The sequence below is a fragment of the Streptomyces sp. SYP-A7185 genome (assembly GCF_046103685.1).
Taxonomy (GTDB): domain Bacteria; phylum Actinomycetota; class Actinomycetes; order Streptomycetales; family Streptomycetaceae; genus Streptomyces.
In genome coordinates, this window is record NZ_CP122310.1 from 7,759,292 (window position 1) to 7,783,124 (window position 23,833).

The following is a 23,833-nucleotide window of genomic DNA, read 5'->3' on the forward strand; positions in this document are numbered from 1 at the left end:
GACGCGCGGCCGTGTGCGCGCCCGGTTGCTTTGGCGCCCGCAGACGTCACGCCCTGCCCGTCCGCCAGACCGTCATGTCCGCGCTCAGGAAGCTGACCCCGTCCTGCGGCATCGCCGTCGACTTCACCAGGACCACGAGCAAGGCGATGTCCCCGGCCGGGTTCTTCACGCAGATCTCGCTGCCGGCCGCCACCGCGGCCAGCGGCAGGTCGTGGCTCTCGGCGCCCTTCAGGGCGGTGCGGCACGAATCGAGGGTGGCCCCCGGTTTGCCGAACAGCGGGGTGATCAGGCTCTTGTCGCTCTCCAGGGAGCAGCGGTCCGTCCCGCAGACGAAGCGGATGTCGCCCTTGCGGTCCTCGCGCGCGACCGGCTCCCTGAGGCTCACGGAGTTCTTCTCGTCGAACCATTCCTGGGGGTACGCGATGGCTCGCGGCGGGGTGGACGCGTCCGGCGACGACTTGGCGGAAGGGCGCGATCCGTCGCCCGACCGGTCGTTCTCGCCGTCGGCGTCCGACCTCTCGCCCGTCCCGGAAGCCTCACCGGCCGCCGCGTCGGCCTCCGAGCCGGACGTGGACCCCGACGAGGATCCGGACGTGGACCCCGACGACGACCGCCCGGACGCCCCCGAGGCGGACTTCGAGGACGTGTCCCGGTCACGGAGCAGGTCCGCCGCGTCCATGACCGCCCAGGTCAGGCCCATCACCAGCAGCGCGCTCCCGGTCACGATGCCGGCGACGAGCGCGTTGCGTCGTCGGCGGGACCGCCGCTCGTCCGGCCCCGGCGGCCGGGGCATCGGCTGCGGCGGTGCGAACAGCGGCAGCGCGTGCGCCGACAGCGGGAGAGCGGGAAGCGTGTGCACCGGGGTGGGGTGCGGGACCGGCGCCGGAACCGTGACCTCCGGTCCCGTGACGTCCCGCCAGACGGCCAGCGCCGTGCCCGGGTCGGTGTCCCGGCCCAGGCGCTGACGGCACCACGCGACGATCTCCGCCGGGGTGGCCCGGTCCGCCGGATCGGCGGCCAGGCACTTGGCGAACAGCGGGCGCAGCTGAGCGGGCAGCAGGGAGAGGTCGGGCTCCGAGTGCACGATGCGGTACAGCACGCTGACCGAGGGGCCGTCCCCGTACAGCGGCTCGCCCAGGGCCGCGAACGCCGCCGTCTGGCCGAGGGCGAAGACGTCGGTGGCCGCCGTCACCTCACCGGCGGACGCCTGCTCGGGCGCCATGAACTGAGGAGTGCCGACGGCGGAGCCGGTGGCGGTGTAGGCGGACGTGGCGCTGGAGCTCAGCGAGATGCCGAAGTCGATGACGCGCGGCCCGTCGGCGGCCAGGAGCACGTTCGACGGCTTCAGGTCACGGTGCACGATCCCGGCCCCGTGGATGGCCTGCAAGGCCTCCGCTATGCCCGCCATCAGCCACAGCACCGCGGGCACCGGCAGCGGTCCGCGCCGCACGACGGCCTCCGTCAGGGAGGGGCCCGGCACGTACAGCGTGGCGAGCCAGGGCGGCACGCCGTCCGCGTCGGCGTCGATCAGCTCGGCCGTGTAGGCGCCCCGGACCCGCTGGGCCGCCTTGATCTCCCGGCCGAACCGCCGCCGGAAGGCCGGGTCGTCGGCCAGCTCCGGGCGCACCACCTTGATCGCGACCGGCCGGCCGCCCTGGGTGTGCGACAGATAGACCCGGCCCATGCCTCCCGCGCCGAGCCGGGCCGCGAGACGGTAACCGGCCACCACGGTCGGATCCTCCGCCTGCAGCGGCTGGAACACCTCAGCAGCGTCGTTCATCGCCTCTTGCCCCCCGGTTCCCCGTCGACCCCTGATCCCCCTGATCAGCAGCAGCCTAAAGGGTGCCTCTCAGACCGTCGCTCCCCGTACGCCCCTCCTCCTCGGCGAGGACCCGCTGCGCCACCGCGAACGCGGCATTTGCGGCGGGCACGCCGCAGTAGACGGCCGTCTGGAGCAGCACCGCGCCGATCTCCTCGGGGGTGAGCCCGTTGCGGCGGGCCGCACGGACGTGCAGGGCGAGTTCGTCGTGGTGCCCGTGGGCCACCAGGGCGGTCATGGTGATCATGCTGCGCTCGCGGTGCGCGAGGGTGGGGTCGGTCCAGATCTCGCCCCAGGCGTAGCGGGAGATGAAGTCCTGGAAACGGGCCGTGAAAGGCGTGGTGCGGTCCTGCGCGCGGTCCACGTGGGCGTCCCCGAGCACCGCACGGCGGACGGCCGTGCCGCTCGCGGCCGACCCCGTCAGATGCGTGCGCAGCGCGGCGGTCACGGCCTCCGGTCGCTCGGCGGGCGCCAGATGCGAGGCGCCGGCCAGCTCCGTGAGGCAGGCGCCGGGCACGGCATCGGCGATCTCGCGCGCGTGGGCGGGCGGCGTCGCGGGGTCCTCGCGGCCCGCGACGACGAGCGTGGGAGCGGTGATCGTCGCCAGGGCGTCCCTGATGTCGTACGCGGCGAGCGCGTCGCAACAGGCGGCGTACGCCTCGGGGTCGGTGGTCCGGTGGTCCTCCACCAGGCGCGGGACCGTGAAGCCGGGCGTGAACCAGCGGTCCGGCGCGGAGTCCGCGAGCGCGGCGAGGCCTTCGCGGCGCACGAGTGCCGCGCGCTCCGCCCAGCGGGCGCCGTCCCCGAAGTGCGCCGACGAGCAGATCACGGCGAGGCTCTCCACACGCTCCGGGTGGTGCGCGGCCAGGTGCAGGCCGATGGCGCCGCCGAGGGAGACACCCGCGTACGCGAAGCGGTCGATGCCGAGGGAGTCGGCGAGCGCGAGGACGAGCGCGGCCAGGTCGGCGACGGTCGCTCCCGGGCCGGTCAGGCCGGCGGGGGACGAGCCGTGACCGGGCAGGTCCCAGCGGATGACCCGGTGGGTGGTGGCGAGTTCGGGCGCCACGGCGTCCCACAGGGCGGTGGAGGTGCCGAGGGACGAGCCGAGGAGGAGGGGCGGCGCGGCCGGGGCGCCCTCGGTGGTGTGGTGCGGCAGCTTGTCGGTCATCGTCGCTCCAGGGCTCGGTCCGTGAGGGCTCCGGCGGAGCCGGTGTAACGGGCGGGGTCGGTGAGTTCGGCGAGGTTCACGGCCGCCAGTTCGGGCTCCTCGGCGAGGATCTCCAGGAGGGTGCTGTCCTCGTCGCGGGTGCGGCGGGCCGCCGACGTGAGGAGCTCCTTCGCGCGGGCCCTGCCCAGGAGGGGCGTCAGCTCGGCGGTGAGGCGTTCGGAGACGATCAACCCGTGGGTGAGGCCGAGGTGTTCGCGCATCGCCTCCGGGTGGACCCGGAGGTTCTCGGCGAGCTCCGCCGCGTGATGGCTCGCGCCGCCGGCCGTGCGGAGGAGGTCGCGCAGGGCCTCCCACTCCGCGTGCCAGGCACCCGCCGGACGTTCGTCCTCGGCGGCCGTCGACGCGTGGAGCGTCGCGGCCAGGGCGGGGGCGCGGCGCGCGGCTGCCGCGACGAGGGTGGAGCGCACGGGGTTCGCCTTGTGCGGCATGGCGGACGATCCGCCGCCCGCCCCCTCGGAGACTTCGCCGATCTCGGTACGGCCGAGGGTGAGGACGTCCACGGCGATCTTGCCCAGGGCTCCGGCGGTGAAGGCGAGCGCCCCGGCGAGGTCGGCGACGGGCGTACGGAGGGTGTGCCAGGGCAGGGCGGGTTCAGCCAGCCGAAGCTCGCGGGAGTAGGCACCGACGAGCTCCAGCCCGATGCGACCCGCCGCCGGGGCTGCTTCCGCGTCGGCCCCACCGCCTCCATGCGGCCCGTACGCCCCGTATGCCCCGTATGCCTCGAACGCCGCCAACGTGCCCGCCGCGCCGCCCAGTTGAGCCGGCAGCGTCGCGCGCACCGCCCGCACCCTGTCCCGCGCGTCGAGCGTCAGGCCGCGCCAGCCCGCCGCCTTGAGGCCGAACGTCGTCGGGACCGCGTGCTGGGTCAGGGTGCGGCCCGGCATCACCGTGTTCCGATGGTCCGACGCGAGGCGGGCGAGAGCCGCTTCCGTGCGGGACAGGTCCGCGAGGACCAGGTCCAGCGTCCGCCGCGCGACCAGCATCATTGCCGTGTCCAGGATGTCCTGGCTGGTCGCGCCCCGGTGGACATAGGGCGCCGCTTCGGCGGACACGGCAGCGGTCAGGTCCGCGACCAGCGGGATCACCGGGTTGCCGCCGGACCGCGCGCGCAGCGCGACGTCGCGTACGTCGAACCGGTCGGCGCGGGTCGCCGCGGTGACGGCCGCCGCCGCGTCGGCGGGGGCCAGGCCCACCTCGGCCTGGGCCCGGGTCAGTGCCGCCTCCGCGTCCAGCAGCGCCTGGAGGAAGGCCGTGTCGCCGGTCGCGGACTCGGCCGGTGAGCCCGCCCGTCCGGGGGCGAGCAGACCGACGTCGATTCCTGCCCCCTCTGCCCCCTCTGCCCCTTCCGGAACATCACCCTCGGGAGCCGTACGCACGGGACCACCACTCACTGGAACTCCAGGAACACCGTTTCGCCCTCGCCCTGAAGGCGGATGTCGAAACGGTACGTGTGGCTCGCCTCGGGGCGGGCGACCAGCGTCGTACGCCGCGCCGGGGCGAGGGAGGAGAGGAGCGGGTCACCGGGCTCGTCGACCAGGTAGGCGCGCGTGTACAGGTGGTGGAGCAGCCCTCGGGCGAAGACGGCGACCGCGATGTACGACACGCCCCCCGGCGGGAGCGTGCGCACGGCCCAGTGGCCGTCCGCGTCCGTCGGGACCCGGCCGAACCCGGTGAACGCGACCCCGTCGCGGCCGATGACCTCGCCCGTCACCGGGTCGTGCCGCAGCGAGCCGGGCGCGCCCGTGCGGGAGCCGTCCGGCGCGGGCTGCCAGGTCTCTATGAGCGCGTCGGGGACGGGGTTTCCCGCGCCGTCATAGACGTACCCGTGCAGGGTGATCGTCTCCGGGTGGCCGGCCGGCGCGACCTCGCCGCCCCGCGGGAAGGGCAGCGCGTAGCCGTAGAAGGGGCCGACGGTCTGGGAGGGAGTGGGAGCGTACGACATCAGTGGTGGTCGCCTTCCTCGAAGAGCGTCGCGGAGGGGCCGTCGAGGACGATGTCCCAGCGGTAGCCGAGCGACCACTCGGGGGCGGAGAGATCGTGGTCGTAGGCGCAGACCAGGCGGCGCCGCGCCGACTCGTCGGTGACCGAGCGCAGCACCGGGTCGTAGGGGAACAGCGGATCGCCCGGGAAGTACATCTGCGTCACCAGGCGCTGGGTGAACGCCGAGCCGAAGACGGAGAAGTGGATGTGCGCGGGGCGCCACGCGTTGACGTGGTTGCGCCACGGGTAGGCACCCGGCTTGATCGTCGTGAAGGAGTACGCGCCTTCGTCGTCGGTCAGGCAGCGGCCGAAGCCCGTGAAGTTCGGGTCGAGCGGCGCGGGGTGCTGGTCCAGCTGATGGGCGTAGCGGCCGGACGCGTTGGCCTGCCACAGCTCGATCAGCTGGCCGCGCACCGGGCGCCCCGCGCGGTCCAGGACCCGGCCGGAGACGGTCATCCGCTCGCCGAGCGGCTCGCCCGGGTGCCGGCGCGTCAGATCGCGGTCGAGCGCGGTGATGTCGGTGACGCCGAACGCGGGACCGCTCAGCTCCGCGGCTTCGGGGTCGCGCAGGGGGATCAGCGGCTGCTTGGGGTGGCGGAAGTGGCTGCTGCGGTACGGGGGGTAGTCGCGCGGCGGGTGGTCGGCGGGCGCCGCGGCGGCCTGCGCCTTGGCGACCTCCGTGTCCATCTCCTGCTGGCTCAGCCCGTCGGGCAGGGGTTCGGTGAGGGTCATGTCTCTCGGCTCCGTGAGGGCGGCGTGCTGCTGACGGTGGTGGAGGGGTGACGGCTCAGCGTTCGAGCACCAGGGCCAGGCCCTGGCCGACGCCGATGCAGAGGGTGGCGACGCCCGTGCCCGAGCCGCGCCGGGCCAGCTGGTGGGCGACGGTCCCGGCGAGCCGGGCGCCGGACGCGCCGAGCGGATGCCCGAGGGCGATCGCGCCGCCCTGGGGATTCAGGACGGCCGGGTCGAGGTCGGGCCACTCGGCCACGCATCCCAGCACCTGCGCGGCGAACGCCTCGTTCAGCTCCAGGGTGTGCAGATCCGCGAAGGACCTGCCCGCCTTGGTGAGGGCCCGGTTCACGGCCTCGACCGGCGCGAGCCCGAAGTGGTGCGGCTCGATGGCGGAGACGCCGGAGGCCGAGACGCGGGCCAGCGGCTCGCGGCCGGTCGCCCGCAGGCCCTCCTCGTCGACCAGGAGCAGCGCGGCGGCGCCGTCGTTGAGCGGTGAGGCGTTGCCGGGCGTGACCGTGCCGCCGCTTGTGCGGAAGGACGGTTTGAGCGCGGCCATCGCCTCCAGGGAGGCGTCGGCGCGCACGGACTCGTCGTGGGCGAAGGAGACGGACTCGCCCTTGCGCTGCGGGACGGCGACGGGCGCGATCTCCACGTCGAACAGGCCGTCCTTCCGCGCCCGCGCCGCCTTGTGGTGCGAGGCGAGGGCGTAGGCGTCCTGCTGCTCTCGCGTGATCCCGTGCTTGTCGGCGACGAGTTCGGCGCTCTCGCCCAGCGGGACCGTCCACTGCGGCTCCATCCGGGGGTTGACCATGCGCCAGCCCAGGGTGGTGGAGTACAGCTCGGTGTGTCCGGCGGGGAAGGGGCGTTCGCTCTTCGGCAGGACGTAGGGGGCGCGGGTCATCGACTCGACTCCGCCGGCCACGGCGACGGAGACGTCGCCGAGCGCGATGGCCCGCGCGGCCTGGACGACGGCTTCGAGCCCGGAGGCGCAGAGCCGGTTGACGGTCACGCCCGGCACCGTGACGGGGAGACCGGCGAGCAGCCCGGCCATGCGGCCGACGTTGCGGTTCTCCTCGCCCGCGCCGTTCGCGTTTCCGAAGTACACGTCGCCGATCCGTGCGGGGTCCAAGTCCGGCGTACGGGCGAGGAGTTCACGGATCGCGTGCGCGCCGAGGTCGTCCGGGCGGACGCTCGCCAGGGCGCCGCCGTACTTGCCGACGGGGGTGCGTACGGCGTCGACGACGTAGACGTCGCGCAGGCTCATGACGGGCTTCCTTCGGAGGCGGCTTCCGGTGCGGCTTCGTGGACCACTTCGGAGACCGCTTCGGAGACCGCTTCGGGTACGCGGACCTTGGCCGCGGTCTTGGCGACGATCTCCTCCGTGGTGACTCCGGGCGCCAACTCCACCAATTCCAGGCCTGCTTCGGTGACGTCCAGGACGCCGAGGTCCGTGATGATCCGGTTCACGCAGGCCCGGCCGGTCAGCGGCAGCGCGCACTCCTCCAGGATCTTGGGGGAGCCGTCCTTGGCGGTGTGGGTCATCGCCACGATCACCGTGCGCGCGCCGTGCACCAGGTCCATCGCCCCGCCGATCCCCGTGATCATCTTGCCGGGGACGGCCCAGTTGGCCAGGTCGCCCCGGGCGGAGACCTGCATGGCGCCGAGCACGGCTACGTCGATGTGACCGCCGCGGATCATCCCGAAGGACAGCGCGGAGTCGAAGTAGGAGGCTCCGGGCAGGACGGTGACCGTCTCCTTGCCCGCGTTGATCAGGTCGGGGTCCACCTCGGCGTCCGTGGGGTAGGGGCCGACGCCCAGGATGCCGTTCTCCGACTCCAGGATGACCTCGACGCCCGGGGGGAGGTGGTTGGGGATCAGCGTGGGCAGGCCGATGCCCAGGTTCACGTACTGGCCGTCGCGCAGTTCGCGCGCGGCGCGGGCCGCCATCTGCTCGCGGGTCCAGGCCATCAGCCGCTCACCGTCCCTCGTGCCGCGGGCGCGGTGACCGTGCGCCGCTCGATGCCCTTGTCCGCCGCCTGCTCCGGGGTCAGCCCGACGACCCGCTGGACGTAGATCCCCGGCAGATGCACCGCGTCGGGGTCGATCTCGCCCGGTTCGACCAGCTCCTCCACCTCGGCGATCGTGATCCGTCCGGCCATCGCGGCCAGCGGGTTGAAGTTGCGGGTGGACTTGTTGAACACGAGGTTCCCGTGCCGGTCGCCCCGGGCGGCCCGCACCAGCGCGTAGTCGGTGCGGATGCCGTGCTCCAGGACGTACTCCCGGCCGTCGAACTCCCGGACCTCCTTGGCGGGCGAGGCGAGCGCGACGCCGCCCGTGCCGTCGTACCGCCAGGGCAGTCCGCCGTCGGCGACCTGCGTGCCCACCCCGGCCGGGGTGTAGAACGCGGGGATCCCGCAGCCTCCCGCGCGCAGCCGCTCGGCGAGCGTGCCCTGCGGGATCATCTCCACCTCCAGCTCGCCGCCCAGGTACTGGCGGGCGAACTCCTTGTTGCCGCCGATGTACGACCCGGTCACGCGCGCGATCCGGCCCGCCGAGAGCAGGACGGCCAGGCCCGACTCCATCGCCCCGCAGTTGTTGGACACCACCCGCAGGTCCGACACCCCGGCCTCGTACAGCGCCCCGATCAGTACGCCGGGCACGCCGCTCAAGCCGAACCCGCCCACCGCGAGGGACGCGCCGTCCCCGACGTCGGCCACCGCGTCGGCGGCCGAGGCCACCACCTTGTCCATCCGTCGAGCCCCATCTCTTCCAGGCCTTCGATGCCCTGCCCATTAATCAGGGCACTGACTATTCCCATGAGCCGGAACTTACGCTGCCACTCGTTCCCTGGGGCGTCAAGGGCGAGTAGTGTTCAGTGCACCTACAGAAATTTCCGGCACAGGCAGTGGAGGAACTCATGGCCGCGGTGGACCTGACCACCCACCCCGGGCACCTGGCCCGGCGTCTCCAGCAGGCGCACTACCTCCTGTGGAACACGATGGTCTCCGAGGAGATCACCTCGCCGCAGTTCGCCGTCCTGAACGCGCTCGTGGCCGAGCCCGGCCTCGACCAGCGCACCGTCGGCGAGCGGGTCGGCCTCGACCGGTCCACCATCGCCGAGGTCGTCAGCCGCCTCATCCGCCGCGAGCTGCTCGACAAGGTCCGCGATCCGCAGGACGGCCGCCGCTATCTGCTGCACCTCACCGACGAGGGCCGGCGCACGCACCGCAAGCTGACCGTGCGGACGGCCCGGATGAACCAGGTGTTCCTCGGGCCGCTCTCCGCGGACGAGCAGAGCGTGTTCTTCGACCTGATCCAGCGGGTCTCGGACGCGGCGGAGGGCCTGCGCAACCCCGCGGAGCCCCTCGCCGCCCACCGGGCCTGAGTCACGCCTTCGCGTACACCACCCACACCTGCCCCTTGGCGAAGGGCAGCGGCTTCCCGTCGTCCGCCGTCGTGAACTCCGTGCCGTCCTGCGGGAGCGTCCGCTCCCAGCGCGCCGCGTAGGCCCGGCCGTCCCGCAGGACCCGTGCCGTGCCCGAGCCGACGGTCTCGGTGAACGGCGTGTTGTTGCCCGAGCGGTCGTGGAACCGCGACGGGCGCATCTTCACGTACTGCACGACGACCGTCGACGCGCCCAGCGTCTTCCCGTCGGACGTGCGGGCCTGCCGGCCGTCCATCGAGACCAGCCAGCGCTTCTGCTCGGCGGCCCAGGTGAAGGTGAACCGCGCCGCCGGGAAGCGGACGGTGCGCTCCCGCTCGGGCGTGCCGCCCTCGGGGCGCGGGCCGAAGCGGAACCCCGTGCTCTCCAGGCCTGACGCGTCGGGATCGGCGCCCAGCGCTTTCGGGCGTACGAAGAGGTTGTGCGGGGCCGGTTTGCCGCTGCCGCGGAAGTAGGCCGCGCCCGGCGCCTTGCCGGGCGGCAGCGGCCGCAGGGGAGCGGCGGAGATCAGCGGGAGGAGCTTCGACTGCGCCCCGGAGAAGGCGAGCGCCGGGTCGTCGAACTGGCGCAGCAGCTCCAGATCCGTCTCCCGCGCGCTGCGCACCGGGCCGATGACCGGCGGCAGCCGCTCGGCGTACACCGCCATCAGGCGGCTCAACCCTGCCTCGACCTGTTCCGCGTACACGACGTCGGCCGCGTCCAGGCCCGTCTGCGGCCGTGCCGGACCCACGTTGTCGATCTTCACGGCGAGTACGCGGCCCTCGCCGCCCGGCAGCTTTCCGTCGCCTCCCCCGGTGTCGCTCAGAGTGCAGCCGGGCGCCAGGGCCAAGGCGGTGGCGGCCGCCACCGCCGCCACCGTCGTGCGTCGAGTCCGTGTCCGCGTTCCCATGGGGGCTTCCTACCCCGTACGCCCCTGCTCTCCCGCCCTCGGCCCAGACTCGCGGGCGTGTTGTGACGCGCGTATGGCCGGAGTACGAAGCCTGCGTTTCCGGAAAGGCGGGTCGGGTGAGACGACTTGACCCTCTCTTGGTGCCGTGGCTAGTTTCGACGCCATGCGAATATCCCGGCGGTTCAGGCAGCGGCGCGCTGTTGATCTGATGCGCGTCGCCACCGCCCTGTGTAGCTGACCTTCGGAGCACACGCTCCCGCTCACGTTCCCTCGCACGTTCCCGCGCTTGCTTCCGCGCGTTTTCTGCGCGCTTTCCGCGCGTGATTCCGCTCATGTTTCCGTGCACGCATCCGCGCGCTTTTCCCCGCACGCACGTCCCGCGCGGATTCCGGCGCACGTTTCCCCGTGAGGCCGCAGCGCGTCGCCCTGCCGCCCTCACCCCTCCTGAAGGTCCGCACTCCGGGAAAGAGCTCATGCCCAGACACGAACGGGCGGCGCTCGGCGCTGCCCTCCTCGCCCCGCTGCTGCTCGCGGGATGCGCCGACAACGCCGCGTCCACCACGACCGTCGACGCCAAGCAGGTCTCCGCCAAGATCCCGGAGAAAGTGGATCCGGCCACCACCCTGACCATCGGGGCGCCGGACACACAGGCCGCCCTGAAACTCTCCGGACAGCTCGACAAGCTGCCCTTCAAGGTGAAATGGGCCAACATCAGCGGCGGCCCGCAGTGCTCCGAGGCATTCCGCGCGCATTCCCTCGACGTGTGCTCCGCCGCGGAAATACCGTCCATTCACGCGCACTGGACGGGACTCGACACGAAATTGGTCGCCGCCAAATTCCGCAAGGACCCGCTGAAGCATCCCACGTACGAACTCGGGATCGCGCCCGGCGCGGACATCGACACCCTGAAGGACCTGCGCGGAAAGAAGATCGCCTACAGCCCCGGACAGGCCCAGGGCGCCCTCGTCCTGCGCATTCTCGCCAAGGCCGGGCTCACCAAGGACGACGTGGAACTCGTCGAGCTGCCCAGCACCGGAGACGTCTACCCGTCCGCGCTGGGCAACGGCCAGGTCGACGCGGCGCCGCTCGGCGGGGTCAACATCAAGCGCTATCCCGCGAAGTACGGCAAGGACGGCGCGAAGACCATCCAGCACGGGCTGCGGGACGATCCGGGACACCTGTGGGTGCCCACCGAATCGGTGCAGGACCCCCAGAAGGCCGCGGCCATAAGGGAGTTCGTCAAGGCCTGGGCGCGTGCCGCCGACTGGGCCGACAAGCACCCCGACGAGTGGATCGCCGGCTGGTACGTCAAGGACCAGGGCCTGACCCGCGCCGACGGCGAGTACCTGGTCAAGGGGGTCGGGCACCCCGACATCCCCGCCGACTGGGACTCCGCGATCGCGCGGCAGCAGAAGACCGTCGACCTGCTCGCGAAGGAGACGGGCAAGAAGTCCTTCGACGCGGAGGTCCTCTTCGACCGGCGCTACGAGCCGGTCGCCGCGGACGCCGTCACGTCCGGTGCGGGGGAGGGGTCATGAGCGCCGGGGCACCCACCCTGACCAAGGCTTCCGCCGCCCGCCCCGCCCCCGTGGTCCGCGCGCGCCGCGGCCCGCGCCGCCGCAGGCTCGGCCCCGGCAGACCCGTCCCCTACGGATGGGCCATCGGGCCCCTGCTGCTGCTCGCGCTCTGGTCGGCGGGGTCGGCCGCGGGGCTCATCGACGCCCGTAACCTCTCCGCGCCCTGGACCGTGGTGAGCACCGCCGGTGACCTGATCGCGGAGGGGAGGCTCCAGTCGAACCTCGCCACCTCCGCCGAACGCGCCCTGCTCGGGCTGCTCTTCGGCACCGCGGCCGGGCTCGCCCTGGCGATCGCCGCCGGGCTCAGCAGGATCGGCGAGGGCATCATCGACGGGCCCGTGCAGATCAAGCGGGCCATTCCCTCGCTCGCGCTGATCCCGCTGCTCATCCTCTGGTTCGGCATCGGCGAGTCGATGAAGGTCATCACCATCGCGCTCGGCGTGTTCGTGCCGGTCTACATCCACACCCACAACGGGCTGCGCACGATCGACGGCCGCTACGCCGAACTCGCCGAGACGGTGGGCCTCACACGGACCGGGTTCGTGCGGCACGTCGTCCTGCCGGGAGCCCTGCCGGGCTTCCTGCTCGGCATGCGGTTCGCGGTCACCGCGGCCTGGCTCTCGCTCGTCGTGGTCGAGCAGGTCAACGCGACGAGCGGCATCGGCTACATGATGGAACTCGCCCGCACCTACGGGCAGACCGACATCATCATCGTCGGCCTCGTCGTGTACGGCCTCCTCGGTCTCGTCTCGGACGCACTCGTACGGCTCGTGGAGAGGAAGGCGCTGTCATGGCGACGCACACTGGCGGGCTGACCGCCGAGGGCACGGCCGTCCGCATCCAAGGCCTGGTCCGGTCCTTCGGGGACCGCACGATCCTCGACGGCCTCGAACTGGACATCGCGGCGGGGGAGTTCGTGGCGCTCCTGGGCCGCAGCGGCTCGGGCAAGTCCACGCTGCTGCGGGCCCTCGCGGGCCTCGACCACGAGGTGGAGGGCAGCGGGGAGCTGTCGGCGCCCGGTGATGTCTCGGTGGTCTTCCAAGACGCGCGGCTGCTGCCCTGGAAGCGGGTCCTGGACAACGTCGCCCTGGGCCTGACGGGCGCCGGAGCCCGGGAGCGCGCCCGCGCGGCGCTCGCCGAGGTGGGCCTCGCCGGCCGGGAGGAGGCCTGGCCCGCGGACCTGTCCGGCGGCGAACAGCAGCGGGTCAGCCTGGCCCGCTCCCTGGTGCGCGAGCCGCAACTCCTGCTTGCGGACGAACCGTTCGGCGCGCTGGACGCCCTCACGCGCATCCGGATGCACGCCTTGCTGCGCCGCCTCTGCGAGGTGCACCGCCCCGCCGTGCTCCTGGTCACCCATGACGTGGACGAGGCGATCGCCCTGGCCGACCGGGTGGTCGTCCTGGACGCGGGCCGCATCGCGGCGGACGTACGGGTGGAGCTTCCCGCGCCCCGGGGGCAGGGGACCCCGGAGTACGCGGCGCTCCGGGAGGGGCTGCTGCGGCAGCTGGGGGTGGATCCGGCCGAAGGCGCCGAGGGCCCGACGCGGGAGACCGGCGACTCGGAGCGCCCCGCGCAGCAGGAGGTGGCCGTCGCATGAGCGGACGCGAGCTGCACCTCAACCTCTTCGTCTATCCCGGCGGCCACCACGAAGCCGCCTGGCGGCACCACGGGTCCGATCCCGAGCGGATCCTGGACATCGACTTCTACCAGGACCTGGCGCGGCGGGCGGAGGCCGCCACCTTCGACGGGGTCTTCTTCGCCGACGGGCCGGCCCTCGCCGACAACGTCCGCCACGCCAGCCGCTTCCGCCTGGAGCCCTTCACCTGGCTCTCGGCGATCGCCGCCGTCACGCGCCGCATCGGCCTCATCGCGACGGCGTCCACCACCTACAGCGAGCCCTACAACCTGGCCCGTCTCTTCGCCTCGCTCGACCACCTCAGCCGGGGCCGCGCGGGCTGGAACATCGTCACCACCGGAGCCCCGCAGGCCGCCCTGAACTTCGGCCTCGACGCGCACCCGGTGCACGCCGAACGGTACGACCGGGCCAAGGAGTTCCTGGACGTCGTCACCAAGCTCTGGGACAGCTGGGAGGACGACGCGCTCGTCGCCGACCAGAAGACCGGGCTCTTCGCCGACACCGACCGCATCCACGCCATCGACCACGCGGGGCCGCACCTGAAGGTGCGCGGGCCGCTCAACACGCCGCGCACCCCGCAGGGCCGGCCCGTCTACGTACAGGCGGGCTCCTCGGAGGACGGCCGGGCCTTCGCCGCGCGGTACGCGGAGGCCGTGTTCACCGCGCACCAGACCCTCGGCAACGGCCAGGACTTCTACGCGGACCTCAAGAAGCGGGTGGCGGGGCTCGGACGCGACCCGGACAAGGTGCTCGTCCTGCCCGGCATCAGCCCCTTCATCGGTTCCACGGAGGCCGAGGCCCGCGCGCTGAAGGAGGAGTACGACGAACTCACCCAGCCCGCGTACTCGTTGCAGCTCCTGCACCGCATGCTCGGCCTGCGGCTGACCGAGCAGGAGCTGGACGGGCCCGTGCCCCGCAAGCTCATCGAGACCGGCGGCGAGCGTGGCAACGGCAGCCGGTTCCAGGTGATCCTCGACATCATCGACCGCGAACAGCCTACCGTGCGGGGCCTGTTGCACCGCCTGGCCGGGGCACGTGGGCACCGTGTCGTCGCGGGCACGCCCGAGCAGGTGGCCGACCAGATCCAGGAGTGGTTCGAGCAGGGCGCGGCCGACGGGTTCAACGTCATGCCGCCCGGCCTGCCCGGCGGCTTCGATCTCTTCGCCGACCACGTCGTGCCGATCCTGCGGGAGAGGGGGATCTTCCGCACCGCCTACACGGGCACGACCCTGCGCGACCACTACGGCCTCGACCGCCCGGAGAGCCAGTACGCAGGGCGCCGGGCCTGACCGGCCGACGGCCGGGGCCGCCTCGACCGGCCGCCGGTCAGCGCAGCACGTCCGCCAGGTCGTACCGGACCGGCTCCTCCAGCTGGGCGAACGTGCAGCTGTCCGGGGTGCGGTCCGGGCGCCAGGTGCGGAACCGCGCGGTGTGCCGGAAGCGCTGCCGGTTCTCCATGTGGTCGTACGCCACCTCGCAGACCCGGTCGGGGCGCAGCGGCACCCAGGACAGGTCCTTCTTGCCCGACCAGCGGCTCGGCGCGCCCGGCATCCGGGACGTCTCGTGCGCGGACTCGTCCCCCCAGGCCGCCCAGGGGTGGTCCGCCGCCGACTCAAGGCGCAGCGGCTCCAGCTCCTCCACCAGCTCCGCGCGCCGCGCCATGGAGAAGGCGGCGCAGACACCGACGTGCTGGAGGGTGCCCCCGTCGTCGTACAGGCCGAGGAGGAGGGAGCCGACGACGGGGCCGCTCTTGTGGAAGCGGTAACCGGCGACGACGCAGTCCGCCGTGCGCTCGTGCTTGATCTTGAACATGAGGCGTTCGTTCTGCCGGTAGCGCAGGTCGAGCGGCTTGGCGATGACGCCGTCCAGGCCCGCGCCCTCGTACTGCTCGAACCACGTGCGGGCCAGCTCGGGGTCCGTGGTCGCGGGCGCGAGGTGGACGGGAGCGCTCACGCCCTCCAAGGCCTTCGTCAGCCGCTCGCGGCGCTCGGTGAGGGGCGTGTCCAGGAGGCCCTCGTCGCCCAGGGCCAGGAGGTCGAAGGCCACGAAGGAGGAGGGGGTCCGCTCGGCGAGCGTGCGCACCCGGGACGCGGCGGGGTGGATGCGCTCGGTGAGCGCGTCGAAGTCCAGGTGCCCGTCCCGGGCGATGACGATCTCGCCGTCCAGGACGCAGCGGGCCGGCAGCCGGTCGAGCAGGGCCTCGGCCAGCTCCGGGAAATAGCGGGTCAGCGGCTTGCCCGTACGGCTGCCGATCTCCAGGTCGGGGCCGTCCCGGAAGACGATCGCGCGGAACCCGTCCCACTTGGCCTCGTACTGCATGCCCGGCGGGATCCTCGCCACGGGTTTGGCGAGCATGGGCTTGACGGGGGGCATCACCGGCAGATCCATGACTCGATTCTGTGCCCATACGCCACTCTCTGCCCGGTATGCGGCTCTCGTCCGCCTGGCCTAGCGTGGCCGCATGGGTGGAAAAGCGGTCGAGCTCGACGCCGGTGGGCGGTCCGTGCGGCTGTCCAGCCCGGACAAGGTCGTCTTTCCGGAGCGGGGCTTCACCAAGCTGGACGTGGCCCGGTACTTCCTGGCGGTCGGCGACGGGATCGTCCGCGCCCTGCGGGACCGGCCCACGACGCTCCAGCGCTTCCCGGACGGGGTCGCGGGCGAGTTCTTCTACCAGAAGCGCATCCCCAAGAACCACCCCGACTGGATCCCGACGGCCACCATCGCCTTCCCCAGCGGCCGCACCGCCGACGAGATGTGCCCCACGGAGATCGCGGCGGTCATCTGGGCCGCCCAGTTCAACACGCTGACCTTCCACCCCTGGCCGGTCCGGCGCGGGGACACCGACCACCCCGACGAACTCCGCATCGACCTGGACCCGCAGCCCGGCACGGACTACGCCGACGCGGTACGCGCCGCACACGAGCTCCGGGCGGTCCTGGACGAGCACGGCCTCCGGGGCTGGCCCAAGACCTCCGGCGGGCGGGGCCTGCACGTCTTCGTGCCCATCGAACCGCGGTGGGACTTCACCGGCGTACGACGGGCCGCGATCGCCTGCGGGCGCGAGCTGGAGCGCCGGATGCCGGACGCCGTCACGACCGCGTGGTGGAAGGAGGAGCGGGGCGAGCGGATCTTCGTCGACTACAACCAGACGGCCCGCGACCGCACGATCGCCTCCGCCTACTCGGTGCGCCCCCGCCCCCACGCCCCCGTGTCGGCGCCGCTGCACTGGGACGAGATCGACGACGCGGTGCCGGAGGACTTCGACGTCGGCACGATGCCCGAGCGGTTCGCCCGCCTCGGTGACGTGCACGCGGACATGGAGCAGCACGCGTTCTCCCTGGAGTCCCTCCTCGCGCTCGCCGAGCGGGACGAGCGGGAGCACGGCCTCGGCAACCTGCCCTACCCTCCCGAGTACCCGAAGATGCCGGGCGAGCCCAAGCGCGTGCAGCCGAGCAGGGCCCGGCACGAGGAGTGACGAAGGCCCCCGCGCCCCGGATCGGGGTGCGGGGGCCGGAGCCGGACCGGTCAGGGGCTGACTACAGCTCCTTGATCCGGACGTCCCGGTAGGAGATCACGTCCGTGACGCCGTGCACCTGGAGTCCGACGTAGCCGGACGAGTAACGGCGCCCGTCCGTGCCCGGGTCGTCGCCACGCGGCGGCGTGAACTCCTGCCCGCCGGTGTTGTCGAACTCGTTGATCAGGACGCCGTTGCGGTAGATGGAGTAGTGCTGGTCCACCACCTTGATCTCGTAGTCGTTCCACGTGCCCTTCGGGGTGACCCCGGCGCCGCCGAGACCCACCCGGTCGAAGCCGTAGATCGAGCCCGTCTTGTACATGTCGCCGTCAGGCCGGTCGAGCATCTGCACCTCGTGCCCGTACTTGATGGCGACCCACTCCGGACGTGACTCCTCCGGGTGGTCGTGGACCTGCGGGAAGCGCACGAAGGCGCCGCCGTTGGCGTTGCCGTTGCCCGGCGCGTCGTCCCGCCACTGGAGCTTCAGCGAGAAGTCGCCGTACTTGCGCTGCGGGAACCACAGCATGCCCATGCCCTCGACGGTGGTGCTGCTGGTGATGGAACCGTCGGGGTTCAGACCGAACTTGCCGCCGCCGACCTGCTCCCACTTGTCCAGGGACTCCTGGGTGCCGTCGAAGATCTTGCGGTAGCCCTCGGTCTGGCCCGGCTTGCCGATGCCGGACTGCTTGGCCGCCTTGTTGATCTTGTTGTACTCGCGCTGGTCGATCTCACCGGCCTTCAGGAGCTTGTCCGTGACGGCCTTGACGTGCTTGAGGAACAGCGCGTGGGACGTCCACTCCTTCTCGTCCTCGATCAGCTCGTTGATGCGGCACCGGTTGTTGGTGACGCGGTTGGGGATGCCCGTGTCCACCGTGCCGACGATGACCGTGAGGCGCTCGTCGAACTCGGCGCAGTTGGGGGACGGCACCCCGCCGCCCTCGGCGACGGTGAAGGAGACGTCCTTGGCCGCCGCGGTGTTGCCCGCCTTGTCGCTCGCGCGGTAGGCCACCGTGTGCCGGCCCACGCGGTCGACGACGACCGGAGCGGCGTACGCGAGGTACGGGCCGCCGTCCAGGGAGTACTCGACCTTGTCGACCCCGGAGTCGGCGTCGGTCGCGGAGAGGGTCACCTTCGCCCTGCCCACGTACGCGCCGTCCGAGTTCTTGTCGCCCTCGACCTTCGCGCTGGTCTCCGGCGGCGTCTTGTCCTCGACCGGCGGTGTGACCACGGTGAACTCGACGGCCTTCTCGGCCGCCTGGTTCCCCGCCTTGTCGGACGCGCGGTAGCGGATCTTGTGCGCGCCCGCCGCGTGCACCATGACCGGCGCGGTGTACGCCGTCCACGTGCCGCCGTCACCGACCGCGTACTCGATCTTGTTGACGCCGGAGCCGGTGTCGGACGCCGTCACGGTGACGGTCGCCATCCCGAGGTACTCGCCCTTGTCGTTCTTCTCGCCGGTCACCGTGGCCGAGGTCTCCGGGGGCGTCTTGTCGTTCGTGTCCGGCGCGACCACCGTGAAGTCGACGGCCTTCTCCGCCGCCACGTTGCCCGCCTTGTCGCTCGCGCGATAGCGGATCTTGTGGGTGCCGACCTGGTCGACGACCACGGGCGCCGTGTAGGGCTGCCAGGCGCCGTCAGCGCCGAGCGCGAACTCGGTCTTGTCGACGCCCGAACCGGCGTCCGTCGCCGTCACCGAGACGGTGGCGGAACCGACGTACGCGCCGTCGGCGTTGGTCTGCCCCTCGACCTTGGCGGCCGTCTCGGGAGCGGTGGTGTCCTCGCCGCCGCCCTCGGTCACCACGAGGATGCCCTGCATCGCCCCGTGGCCGGGGATCGTGCAGTGGTAGCGGTAGCGGCCGGGCGTCAGGGTGACCTCGGCCGTGTGCTTGCCGCCCTGGTCGTCGTTCGGGTTGGCCAGGATGTTCAGCGGGACGTCGTTGTTGTACTCGGGGTCGGAGACGTCGAACGTCAGCGTGTGCGGCATGCCGGTGTCGTTGCCGGTCGCCGTGCTGTTCTCGAAGACGATCGTCGTCGCGCCCGCGACCGCCGTGGCGGGCGCGGAGGCGTACTTGTCGATGCCGTTGTTCGCGGTCCAGGTCAGGGTCTGGGCCGCCGCCCGGCCCGGGTTGTCGGGCTGGCTCGCCGCCGTCGATGTCAGACCCAGCACCATCAGGAGCGACGCGAGAAGCGCCGTCCAGAGTCTTCGCCTGCGTATCGCGGGGTTGGTCATCCCGCCCTCCTTGCCAGGTCCTTGGCGGCCGGTGTGGCCTCGCCGCCGGAGTAAGTGACGCGCCACAGAGCCGACTTGGCGTCCGAGGTGAAGAAGCCCCGGCCGTAGTCGAGGACGTAGAGCGAGCCGTCGGGGGCGAACTTCCAGTCCATGAGGTTCTTGATGCCGTCGTTGCCGACCGGGATGATCTTCTTCAGGGACTCGGCGTGCGTGGGCAGGCCGCCGCTGCCGACCGTCTTCGGGTCGGTCAGGACCGCGTGCCGCGGCTGGTCGCCGTCGTAGAAGTCGCCGACGAACCACTTGCCGTCCCAGTACGAGGGCCACTTGTCCGCGCTGGTGCTGGTGGCGTCGTAGCGGTAGACCGGGCCGTTCATCGTGGCCTGGCCGCCGCCCTTGAGCCAGGGCAGGAGCGTCTTCTGCTCCGAGGCCTTGTAGCTCGGCACGCCGTTCGCGTCGCGCGGGTAGTCGACGCCGCCGCCCTGCGGCGAGTACCAGATGTTGTTGGGCTCGGCCGGCGGGATGTTGACCAGGCCGTCGTTGTGGGGCGACTCGTTCTTGAGCTTCTTGCAGTCGTACCAGCCCAGCGGCTTCGACGGGTCCGGCAGATTGCGGTCGCGGTAGGGCTGGTTGTTGCCCATGCAGTACGGCCAGCCGCGGTTGGAGGCGTGGGTGATGGCGGCGAACGTGTCGTACTTCGCCGGTCCCCACGTCGTCGACGCCTCACCGGCGTCCGGGCCGACCCAGCCCGCGTAGAGCGTGTCGGTCTTCTTGTCGACGGAGATGCGCGCCGGGTTCCTGACGCCCATCACATAGATCTCGCCGCGCGTCTTGCCGCCGCCCTCGTCCGGCTCCTTGCCGGTGAAGAGGTTGCCCTCGGGGAGCGTATAGGTCCCGTCGGTCTCCGGGTGGATGCGCAGGATCTTGCCGTTGAGGTTGTTGGTGTTGCCCGCCGTGCGGCGGGCGTCGGCGAAGGAGACGCCCTTGAAGTTGGGCTGCGGGTTGTTGCCCGAGTAACCGCTGCTGAAGCCCGAGGAGTTGTTGTCGCCGGTGGCGATGTACAGGTTGTTCTTGGAGTCCCAGGCCATGCCGCCGCCCGCGTGGCAGCAGCTGTGGATCTGCACCGGCCACTTGAGCAGGACCTTCTCGCTCGCGAGGTCCAGCTTGTTCGTGGCCTGGTCGAGCGTGAAGCGCGAGACGTAGCGCTCGGCCATGTGCGTCTCACGGTTGATCTTCGAGTGGGGTGTGTAGTGCAGGTACACCCAGCCGTTCTGCTCGAACTTCGGGTCGAGCTCGATGCCGAGCAGGCCTTCCTCGACCTTGATCAGCTCGTCGCCGCCGCCCTTGTTGCCGAAGATCGTGAGCGCTCCGGCGAGCGTCGTCTTCTTCGTCTTGGGGTCGTAGACGTGGATCTCGCCCTTGCCCTTGCCGATGTCGGGGTTGTTCCAGTCGGTGACGACCGGCTGCGAGGAGTCGGCGCCGCCCCGGCCGATGTAGAAGACGCGGCCGTCGGGCGCGGTGACCAGGCCGTGCGGCTCACCGATCTGGTCGTTCTGGCCCGGCTGGTTGGGCTGGGTCAGACGCTGCGCCTTGTAGTTGGCGGTGATCGTCGACTTGCAGTCGGCGCGCGCGATGCGGCTCGTCCACAGCAGGGCGCCCCGCAGGTGCTGGCGGAAGTCGGTCTCGTCGTACGAGGCCGCCGTGCCGCCCATGCCGGTGTAGAAGGAGCGTCCGCCGTCGTAGTCACGGCACCAGGAGACCGGGTGGTCGGCGCCGTTCTTGCTCTCGCCCGGCTGGTACGTCGACTCGCGCACCCGGGCCACGGTGTGGACCTCGCCGGTCGGGTTCTTGGTCCAGTTCAGCCACTGGTCGGGGCGCTTCCACTGGAGGGGCAGGTCCTTGGTGGCCGGGTTCTCCCGGTCGCCGACCTCGACGGTGGCGCGCTGTACGTTCGTCGGGCTGGAATCGGCCGGGCGGGCACCGATCAGGCCGGTGAACCAGGTCGAGTACGGCTCGGCGCGGGCCGCGTCATGGATGCCGACGAAACCGCCGCCCGCCTCCATGTAGGCCTCCAGACCCGCCTCCTGCTCGGGGTCGAGGATGTCGCCGCCGCCGGTCAGGAAGGCGATGGCGTTGAACTTGCCGAGCTTGGCCTCGTTCGTGAAGACCGCCGGGTCGTCGGTCGCCTCGATCTTGAAACGCTGGGCGGCCGGGCCGGACTGCCCGATCTTCTCGATGGCCTCGATGCCGGCGTTCACCACCGGCGACTCGTCGCCGCCGGCCGCCGACCCGTGGAAGACGAGCACGCGGACGTTCGCCTGGCCGGGCGGCGACGGCAGGGACATCGTTGTCAACGGTGGCTCGGGATAGGGCCGCGCGGTCGCGGCCTGTGTGGAGAGCGCGCCGGTGACCAGGGCCCCGGAGATCAGCGCGGCGGCCCAGGCGCGGCGCGAGCCGCCCCGGCCGCGGTTTCGGCCCTGGCGGTTCGTTCTGCGTCTGGCTCTGCTCAACCCTCGTACAGCCAAGGGCTCTTGATGCGGTGTGAGCCGCATGAGTACACCCACCCCTCGTCGGTCACAGCAACAGGCGCGGATGAAGCTAGACCTCTTTTTGCCACTCGCCAATAGGTACGGACGGAATTCCGCGAACTTTGTCCTGCGTGTGGATAAACAAAGATCCCCCCGATACCGTGTGGCCGTCTCGGGGGCCACCTGCGCCCCGTCAGTCTCCGTACCGCAGTGGGGAGTTCGGCATGGATCGACGGAGCTTCAACCGGCGGATGCTCGTGGGCGGCGTGGCCGCGACGGCCGGTGTGACATCGTTGTCGCTGGCCACCGCGCCCGAGGCGAGCACGGCCGAGGGACCGAAGACCGCGCCCGCCGGCGGCGAGGTGCGCCGCATCAAGCTGTACGCGGAGAAGCTGCCGGACGGACAGATGGGCTACGGCCTGGAGAAGGGCAAGGCGTCGATCCCGGGCCCGCTCATCGAGCTGAACGAGGGCGACACCCTGCACATCGAGTTCGAGAACACGATGGACGTGGACGCGAGCCTGCACGTGCACGGCATGGACTACGAGATATCCAGCGACGGCACCCGGCACACCAACAGCCACGTGGAGCCGGGCGGCAAGCGGACCTACACCTGGCGCACCCACGCGCCGGGCCGCCGCAAGGACGGCACCTGGCGACCGGGCACGGCCGGCTACTGGCACTACCACGACCACGTCGTCGGCACCGATCACGGGACGGGCGGCGTGCGCAAGGGGCTGTACGGCGCGCTGGTCGTGCGCCGCAAGGGTGACCTGCTGCCGGACAAGACCTTCACGATCGTCTTCAACGACATGACGATCAACAACAAGGCGGGCCACGACGCCCCCAACTTCGAGGCCACGGTGGGGGATCGGATCGAGTTCATCTCGATCACGCACGGCGAGTACTACCACACGTTCCACGTGCACGGTCATCGCTGGGCGGACAACCGCACGGGTCTGCTGACCGGCCCCGACGACCCGAGTCAGATCCTCGACGACAAGATCACCGGGCCGGGGGACTCCTTCGGCTTCCAGGTCATCGCGGGGGAGGGGGTGGGGGCGGGCGCCTGGATGTACCACTGCCATGTGCAGAGCCACTCCGACATGGGCATGGCCGGACTGTTCCTGGTGAAGAAGGCGGACGGAACGATCCCGGACTACGAGCCGCATCACGCGTCCGGGAGCGCGAAGAAGTCCTCGGGGGACGGGGAGAAATCCTCCGGGGACGCGGAGAAGTCCTCGGGGGACGCGGATAAGTCCGCCGGTGACACGAAGGAATCGGCGGACTCCGGGGCCTCCTCCCACCATGACCACGGCTAGGCGATAGAGGTCGCGTCGAGGGGCACCACACCCCCGCCCGACGCCCCTCACGTCACACGGTGAGTGTGTCGAGGTCCAGCACGGTCCACTCCGTGTACGGCTCGCTCTGTACGTAGACGCGCGGGCCTCGGCCGACCGTCCTGCGGGCCCGAGCGGACCGCCGTCGGGTCCGGTCAGGCGCCCCGAGGCGTACGGGCGGACCTCCCCGTGCCGCAGTTCGGCGCCGACGAGTCGGTCGCGCTCCTCCCCGTACCTGCCGACGAAGGTCACCCGGCCCTGGTGCACGGCAAGGGCGGTGGCCCCCGCCACGTCGTTCGCGCGCTGCCGCACCGGGCGGCCGGGCCGGACCTCCAGAAGCGCGAAGCCGCTGTAGGCGCAGACCCAGACGGCGTCGTCGGTGACGTTCAGGGCGTAGCAGTCGTGGATCTCGCTCGCGCCCTCCGCCGCCTCGTACGCCCACAGGGGTTCGCCGTCGGTGCTCCAGCACCGCAGGCCCGGGTGGCTGAGTTCGTCGCGGCCGGAGATTCCCTCGTCGAAGTAGCCGACCCACAGCGCGCCCAGTTCCGTGACGCGGTCCCGGCCGGCGGTGCCGGGGGTGCTGTCGGTGCCGGGGGCGCCGACGGTCACGACCGTCGCGTCGTACGGCTTCATCGCGCCACGTCCGCGCCCCGGTGCGCGCGCGGTGAGCAGCCAGTGGGCCCGTCCGAAGGCGTCGACGGTGCTGTGCGCGATGTGGCGGCCGTGGTGACGGCGGGGCAGGCGTGCGTACGGGGCGAGCTGCGTCTCCCGCGTGCCGGGAGGTGCGCGGAGCGCTGAGGACGGCGGAACGCCGGGCCGATGGCCGCGGTCGCCGTCGTGCCGCGTCCCGGACCCGGGGCCGCCCTTTCCGGTGATCATGTGGAGATCGTGGAGGACCGGCCGAACCGCGCGCCATCCCTT

General features: G+C 71.9%; 19 protein-coding genes. 7 read left to right on the forward strand and 12 right to left on the reverse strand.

Annotated features, from left to right (window positions below; genetic code table 11):
- Window positions 1-46: 46 nt before the first annotated feature.
- The 8 genes from QBL25_RS34000 to QBL25_RS34035 form a co-directional block, all read right to left on the reverse strand.
- Window positions 47-1,780: a serine/threonine-protein kinase gene (locus tag QBL25_RS34000; protein WP_409060778.1), complete on the reverse strand. Its 1,734-nt coding sequence runs from the start codon at window positions 1,778-1,780 to the stop codon at window positions 47-49.
- A 55-nt stretch (window positions 1,781-1,835) separates the two neighbouring features.
- Complete coding sequence (gene pcaD, locus QBL25_RS34005) at window positions 1,836-2,987, reverse strand: 3-oxoadipate enol-lactonase (protein WP_409060779.1); 1,152 nt, start codon at window positions 2,985-2,987, stop codon at window positions 1,836-1,838.
- On the reverse strand, window positions 2,984-4,363 hold the full coding sequence (gene pcaB / locus QBL25_RS34010) for a 3-carboxy-cis,cis-muconate cycloisomerase (RefSeq protein ID WP_409062875.1): 1,380 nt from the start codon (window positions 4,361-4,363) through the stop codon (window positions 2,984-2,986). Before pcaB ends, pcaD begins: the two co-directional genes overlap by 4 nt.
- Before the next feature lie 71 nt (window positions 4,364-4,434).
- Entirely contained in the window at window positions 4,435-4,989 is a 555-nt protein-coding gene (pcaG, locus tag QBL25_RS34015) for a protocatechuate 3,4-dioxygenase subunit alpha (protein WP_409060780.1), read from the reverse strand.
- Window positions 4,989-5,714 (reverse strand): protocatechuate 3,4-dioxygenase subunit beta, encoded by a 726-nt coding sequence (gene pcaH, locus QBL25_RS34020; RefSeq protein WP_409062876.1) that lies wholly within the window; start codon window positions 5,712-5,714, stop codon window positions 4,989-4,991. The genes pcaG and pcaH overlap by 1 nt, the downstream gene beginning before the upstream one ends.
- 100 nt (window positions 5,715-5,814) lie before the next feature.
- A complete protein-coding gene (locus QBL25_RS34025; RefSeq protein WP_409062877.1) occupies window positions 5,815-7,017 on the reverse strand; it encodes a thiolase family protein in 1,203 nt (400 codons plus the stop codon).
- 2 nt (window positions 7,018-7,019) lie between these two features.
- Window positions 7,020-7,727, reverse strand: a complete 708-nt coding sequence (locus tag QBL25_RS34030) for a CoA transferase subunit B (protein WP_409060781.1) — start codon at window positions 7,725-7,727, stop codon at window positions 7,020-7,022.
- A complete protein-coding gene (locus QBL25_RS34035; protein WP_409060782.1) occupies window positions 7,727-8,509 on the reverse strand; it encodes a CoA transferase subunit A in 783 nt (260 codons plus the stop codon). Before QBL25_RS34035 ends, QBL25_RS34030 begins: the two co-directional genes overlap by 1 nt.
- A 167-nt stretch (window positions 8,510-8,676) precedes the next feature.
- Between QBL25_RS34035 and QBL25_RS34040 the strand changes: the two genes are divergently transcribed.
- Window positions 8,677-9,144, forward strand: coding sequence for a MarR family winged helix-turn-helix transcriptional regulator (locus tag QBL25_RS34040; protein ID WP_409060783.1), 468 nt, complete (start codon window positions 8,677-8,679; stop codon window positions 9,142-9,144).
- A 1-nt stretch (window position 9,145) separates the two neighbouring features.
- Here QBL25_RS34040 and QBL25_RS34045 read toward each other — a convergent pair whose 3' ends face one another.
- A complete protein-coding gene (locus tag QBL25_RS34045; RefSeq protein WP_409060784.1) occupies window positions 9,146-10,090 on the reverse strand; it encodes a DUF3048 domain-containing protein in 945 nt (314 codons plus the stop codon).
- 473 nt (window positions 10,091-10,563) lie between these two features.
- Here QBL25_RS34045 and QBL25_RS34050 point away from each other — a divergent pair, with 473 nt between their 5' ends.
- The 4 genes from QBL25_RS34050 to QBL25_RS34065 are packed head-to-tail and all read left to right on the forward strand — an operon-like array spanning window position 10,564 to window position 14,592.
- Complete coding sequence (locus QBL25_RS34050; RefSeq protein WP_409060785.1) at window positions 10,564-11,628, forward strand: ABC transporter substrate-binding protein; 1,065 nt, start codon at window positions 10,564-10,566, stop codon at window positions 11,626-11,628.
- Entirely contained in the window at window positions 11,625-12,482 is an 858-nt protein-coding gene (locus QBL25_RS34055) for an ABC transporter permease (RefSeq protein ID WP_409060786.1), read from the forward strand. The genes QBL25_RS34050 and QBL25_RS34055 overlap by 4 nt, the downstream gene beginning before the upstream one ends.
- The gene (locus QBL25_RS34060) at window positions 12,458-13,264 is read left to right on the forward strand and encodes an ABC transporter ATP-binding protein (protein WP_409060787.1); all 807 of its coding nucleotides are present in this window, start codon (window positions 12,458-12,460) and stop codon (window positions 13,262-13,264) included. Before QBL25_RS34055 ends, QBL25_RS34060 begins: the two co-directional genes overlap by 25 nt.
- Window positions 13,261-14,592 (forward strand): LLM class flavin-dependent oxidoreductase, encoded by a 1,332-nt coding sequence (locus tag QBL25_RS34065; protein ID WP_409060788.1) that lies wholly within the window; start codon window positions 13,261-13,263, stop codon window positions 14,590-14,592. Before QBL25_RS34060 ends, QBL25_RS34065 begins: the two co-directional genes overlap by 4 nt.
- A 37-nt stretch (window positions 14,593-14,629) precedes the next feature.
- Here the strand turns inward: QBL25_RS34065 and QBL25_RS34070 are convergent, their stop codons facing one another.
- The gene (locus QBL25_RS34070) at window positions 14,630-15,691 is read right to left on the reverse strand and encodes an ATP-dependent DNA ligase (protein WP_409060789.1); all 1,062 of its coding nucleotides are present in this window, start codon (window positions 15,689-15,691) and stop codon (window positions 14,630-14,632) included.
- Window positions 15,692-15,764: 73 nt separating this feature from the next.
- On the opposite strand from QBL25_RS34070, the gene ligD reads away from it, so the two are divergent.
- Entirely contained in the window at window positions 15,765-16,778 is a 1,014-nt protein-coding gene (gene ligD, locus QBL25_RS34075; protein WP_409060790.1) for a non-homologous end-joining DNA ligase, read from the forward strand.
- Window positions 16,779-16,839: 61 nt separating this feature from the next.
- Here the strand turns inward: ligD and QBL25_RS34080 are convergent, their stop codons facing one another.
- Window positions 16,840-19,047: an OmpL47-type beta-barrel domain-containing protein gene (locus QBL25_RS34080; protein WP_409060791.1), complete on the reverse strand. Its 2,208-nt coding sequence runs from the start codon at window positions 19,045-19,047 to the stop codon at window positions 16,840-16,842.
- Window positions 19,044-21,596, reverse strand: coding sequence for a ThuA domain-containing protein (locus tag QBL25_RS34085; protein ID WP_409060792.1), 2,553 nt, complete (start codon window positions 21,594-21,596; stop codon window positions 19,044-19,046). The genes QBL25_RS34080 and QBL25_RS34085 overlap by 4 nt, the downstream gene beginning before the upstream one ends.
- Window positions 21,597-21,796: 200 nt before the next feature.
- On the opposite strand from QBL25_RS34085, the gene QBL25_RS34090 reads away from it, so the two are divergent.
- Window positions 21,797-22,894 carry a multicopper oxidase domain-containing protein gene (locus tag QBL25_RS34090; RefSeq protein WP_409060793.1) on the forward strand — a complete coding sequence of 366 codons (1,098 nt, stop codon included), beginning with the start codon at window positions 21,797-21,799 and terminating at the stop codon, window positions 22,892-22,894.
- Window positions 22,895-23,833: the final 939 nt, after the last annotated feature.

What these genes read in the sequence shown, in the direction of transcription:
- QBL25_RS34000 (WP_409060778.1), bottom strand. Translation starts at nt 1,780, where the DNA reads ATGAACGACGCTGCTGAGGTGTTCCAGCCGCTGCAGGCGGAGGATCCG.
- pcaD (WP_409060779.1), bottom strand. Translation starts at nt 2,987, where the DNA reads ATGACCGACAAGCTGCCGCACCACACCACCGAGGGCGCCCCGGCCGCG.
- pcaG (WP_409060780.1), bottom strand. Translation starts at nt 4,989, where the DNA reads ATGTCGTACGCTCCCACTCCCTCCCAGACCGTCGGCCCCTTCTACGGC.
- pcaH (WP_409062876.1), bottom strand. Translation starts at nt 5,714, where the DNA reads ATGGACACGGAGGTCGCCAAGGCGCAGGCCGCCGCGGCGCCCGCCGAC.
- QBL25_RS34030 (WP_409060781.1), bottom strand. Translation starts at nt 7,727, where the DNA reads ATGGCCTGGACCCGCGAGCAGATGGCGGCCCGCGCCGCGCGCGAACTG.
- QBL25_RS34035 (WP_409060782.1), bottom strand. Translation starts at nt 8,509, where the DNA reads ATGGACAAGGTGGTGGCCTCGGCCGCCGACGCGGTGGCCGACGTCGGG.
- QBL25_RS34040 (WP_409060783.1), top strand. Translation starts at nt 8,677, where the DNA reads ATGGCCGCGGTGGACCTGACCACCCACCCCGGGCACCTGGCCCGGCGT.
- QBL25_RS34045 (WP_409060784.1), bottom strand. Translation starts at nt 10,090, where the DNA reads ATGGGAACGCGGACACGGACTCGACGCACGACGGTGGCGGCGGTGGCG.
- QBL25_RS34050 (WP_409060785.1), top strand. Translation starts at nt 10,564, where the DNA reads ATGCCCAGACACGAACGGGCGGCGCTCGGCGCTGCCCTCCTCGCCCCG.
- QBL25_RS34055 (WP_409060786.1), top strand. Translation starts at nt 11,625, where the DNA reads ATGAGCGCCGGGGCACCCACCCTGACCAAGGCTTCCGCCGCCCGCCCC.
- QBL25_RS34060 (WP_409060787.1), top strand. Translation starts at nt 12,458, where the DNA reads ATGGCGACGCACACTGGCGGGCTGACCGCCGAGGGCACGGCCGTCCGC.
- QBL25_RS34065 (WP_409060788.1), top strand. Translation starts at nt 13,261, where the DNA reads ATGAGCGGACGCGAGCTGCACCTCAACCTCTTCGTCTATCCCGGCGGC.
- QBL25_RS34070 (WP_409060789.1), bottom strand. Translation starts at nt 15,691, where the DNA reads ATGGATCTGCCGGTGATGCCCCCCGTCAAGCCCATGCTCGCCAAACCC.
- ligD (WP_409060790.1), top strand. Translation starts at nt 15,765, where the DNA reads ATGGGTGGAAAAGCGGTCGAGCTCGACGCCGGTGGGCGGTCCGTGCGG.
- QBL25_RS34080 (WP_409060791.1), bottom strand. Translation starts at nt 19,047, where the DNA reads ATGACCAACCCCGCGATACGCAGGCGAAGACTCTGGACGGCGCTTCTC.
- QBL25_RS34085 (WP_409060792.1), bottom strand. Translation starts at nt 21,596, where the DNA reads ATGCGGCTCACACCGCATCAAGAGCCCTTGGCTGTACGAGGGTTGAGC.
- QBL25_RS34090 (WP_409060793.1), top strand. Translation starts at nt 21,797, where the DNA reads ATGGATCGACGGAGCTTCAACCGGCGGATGCTCGTGGGCGGCGTGGCC.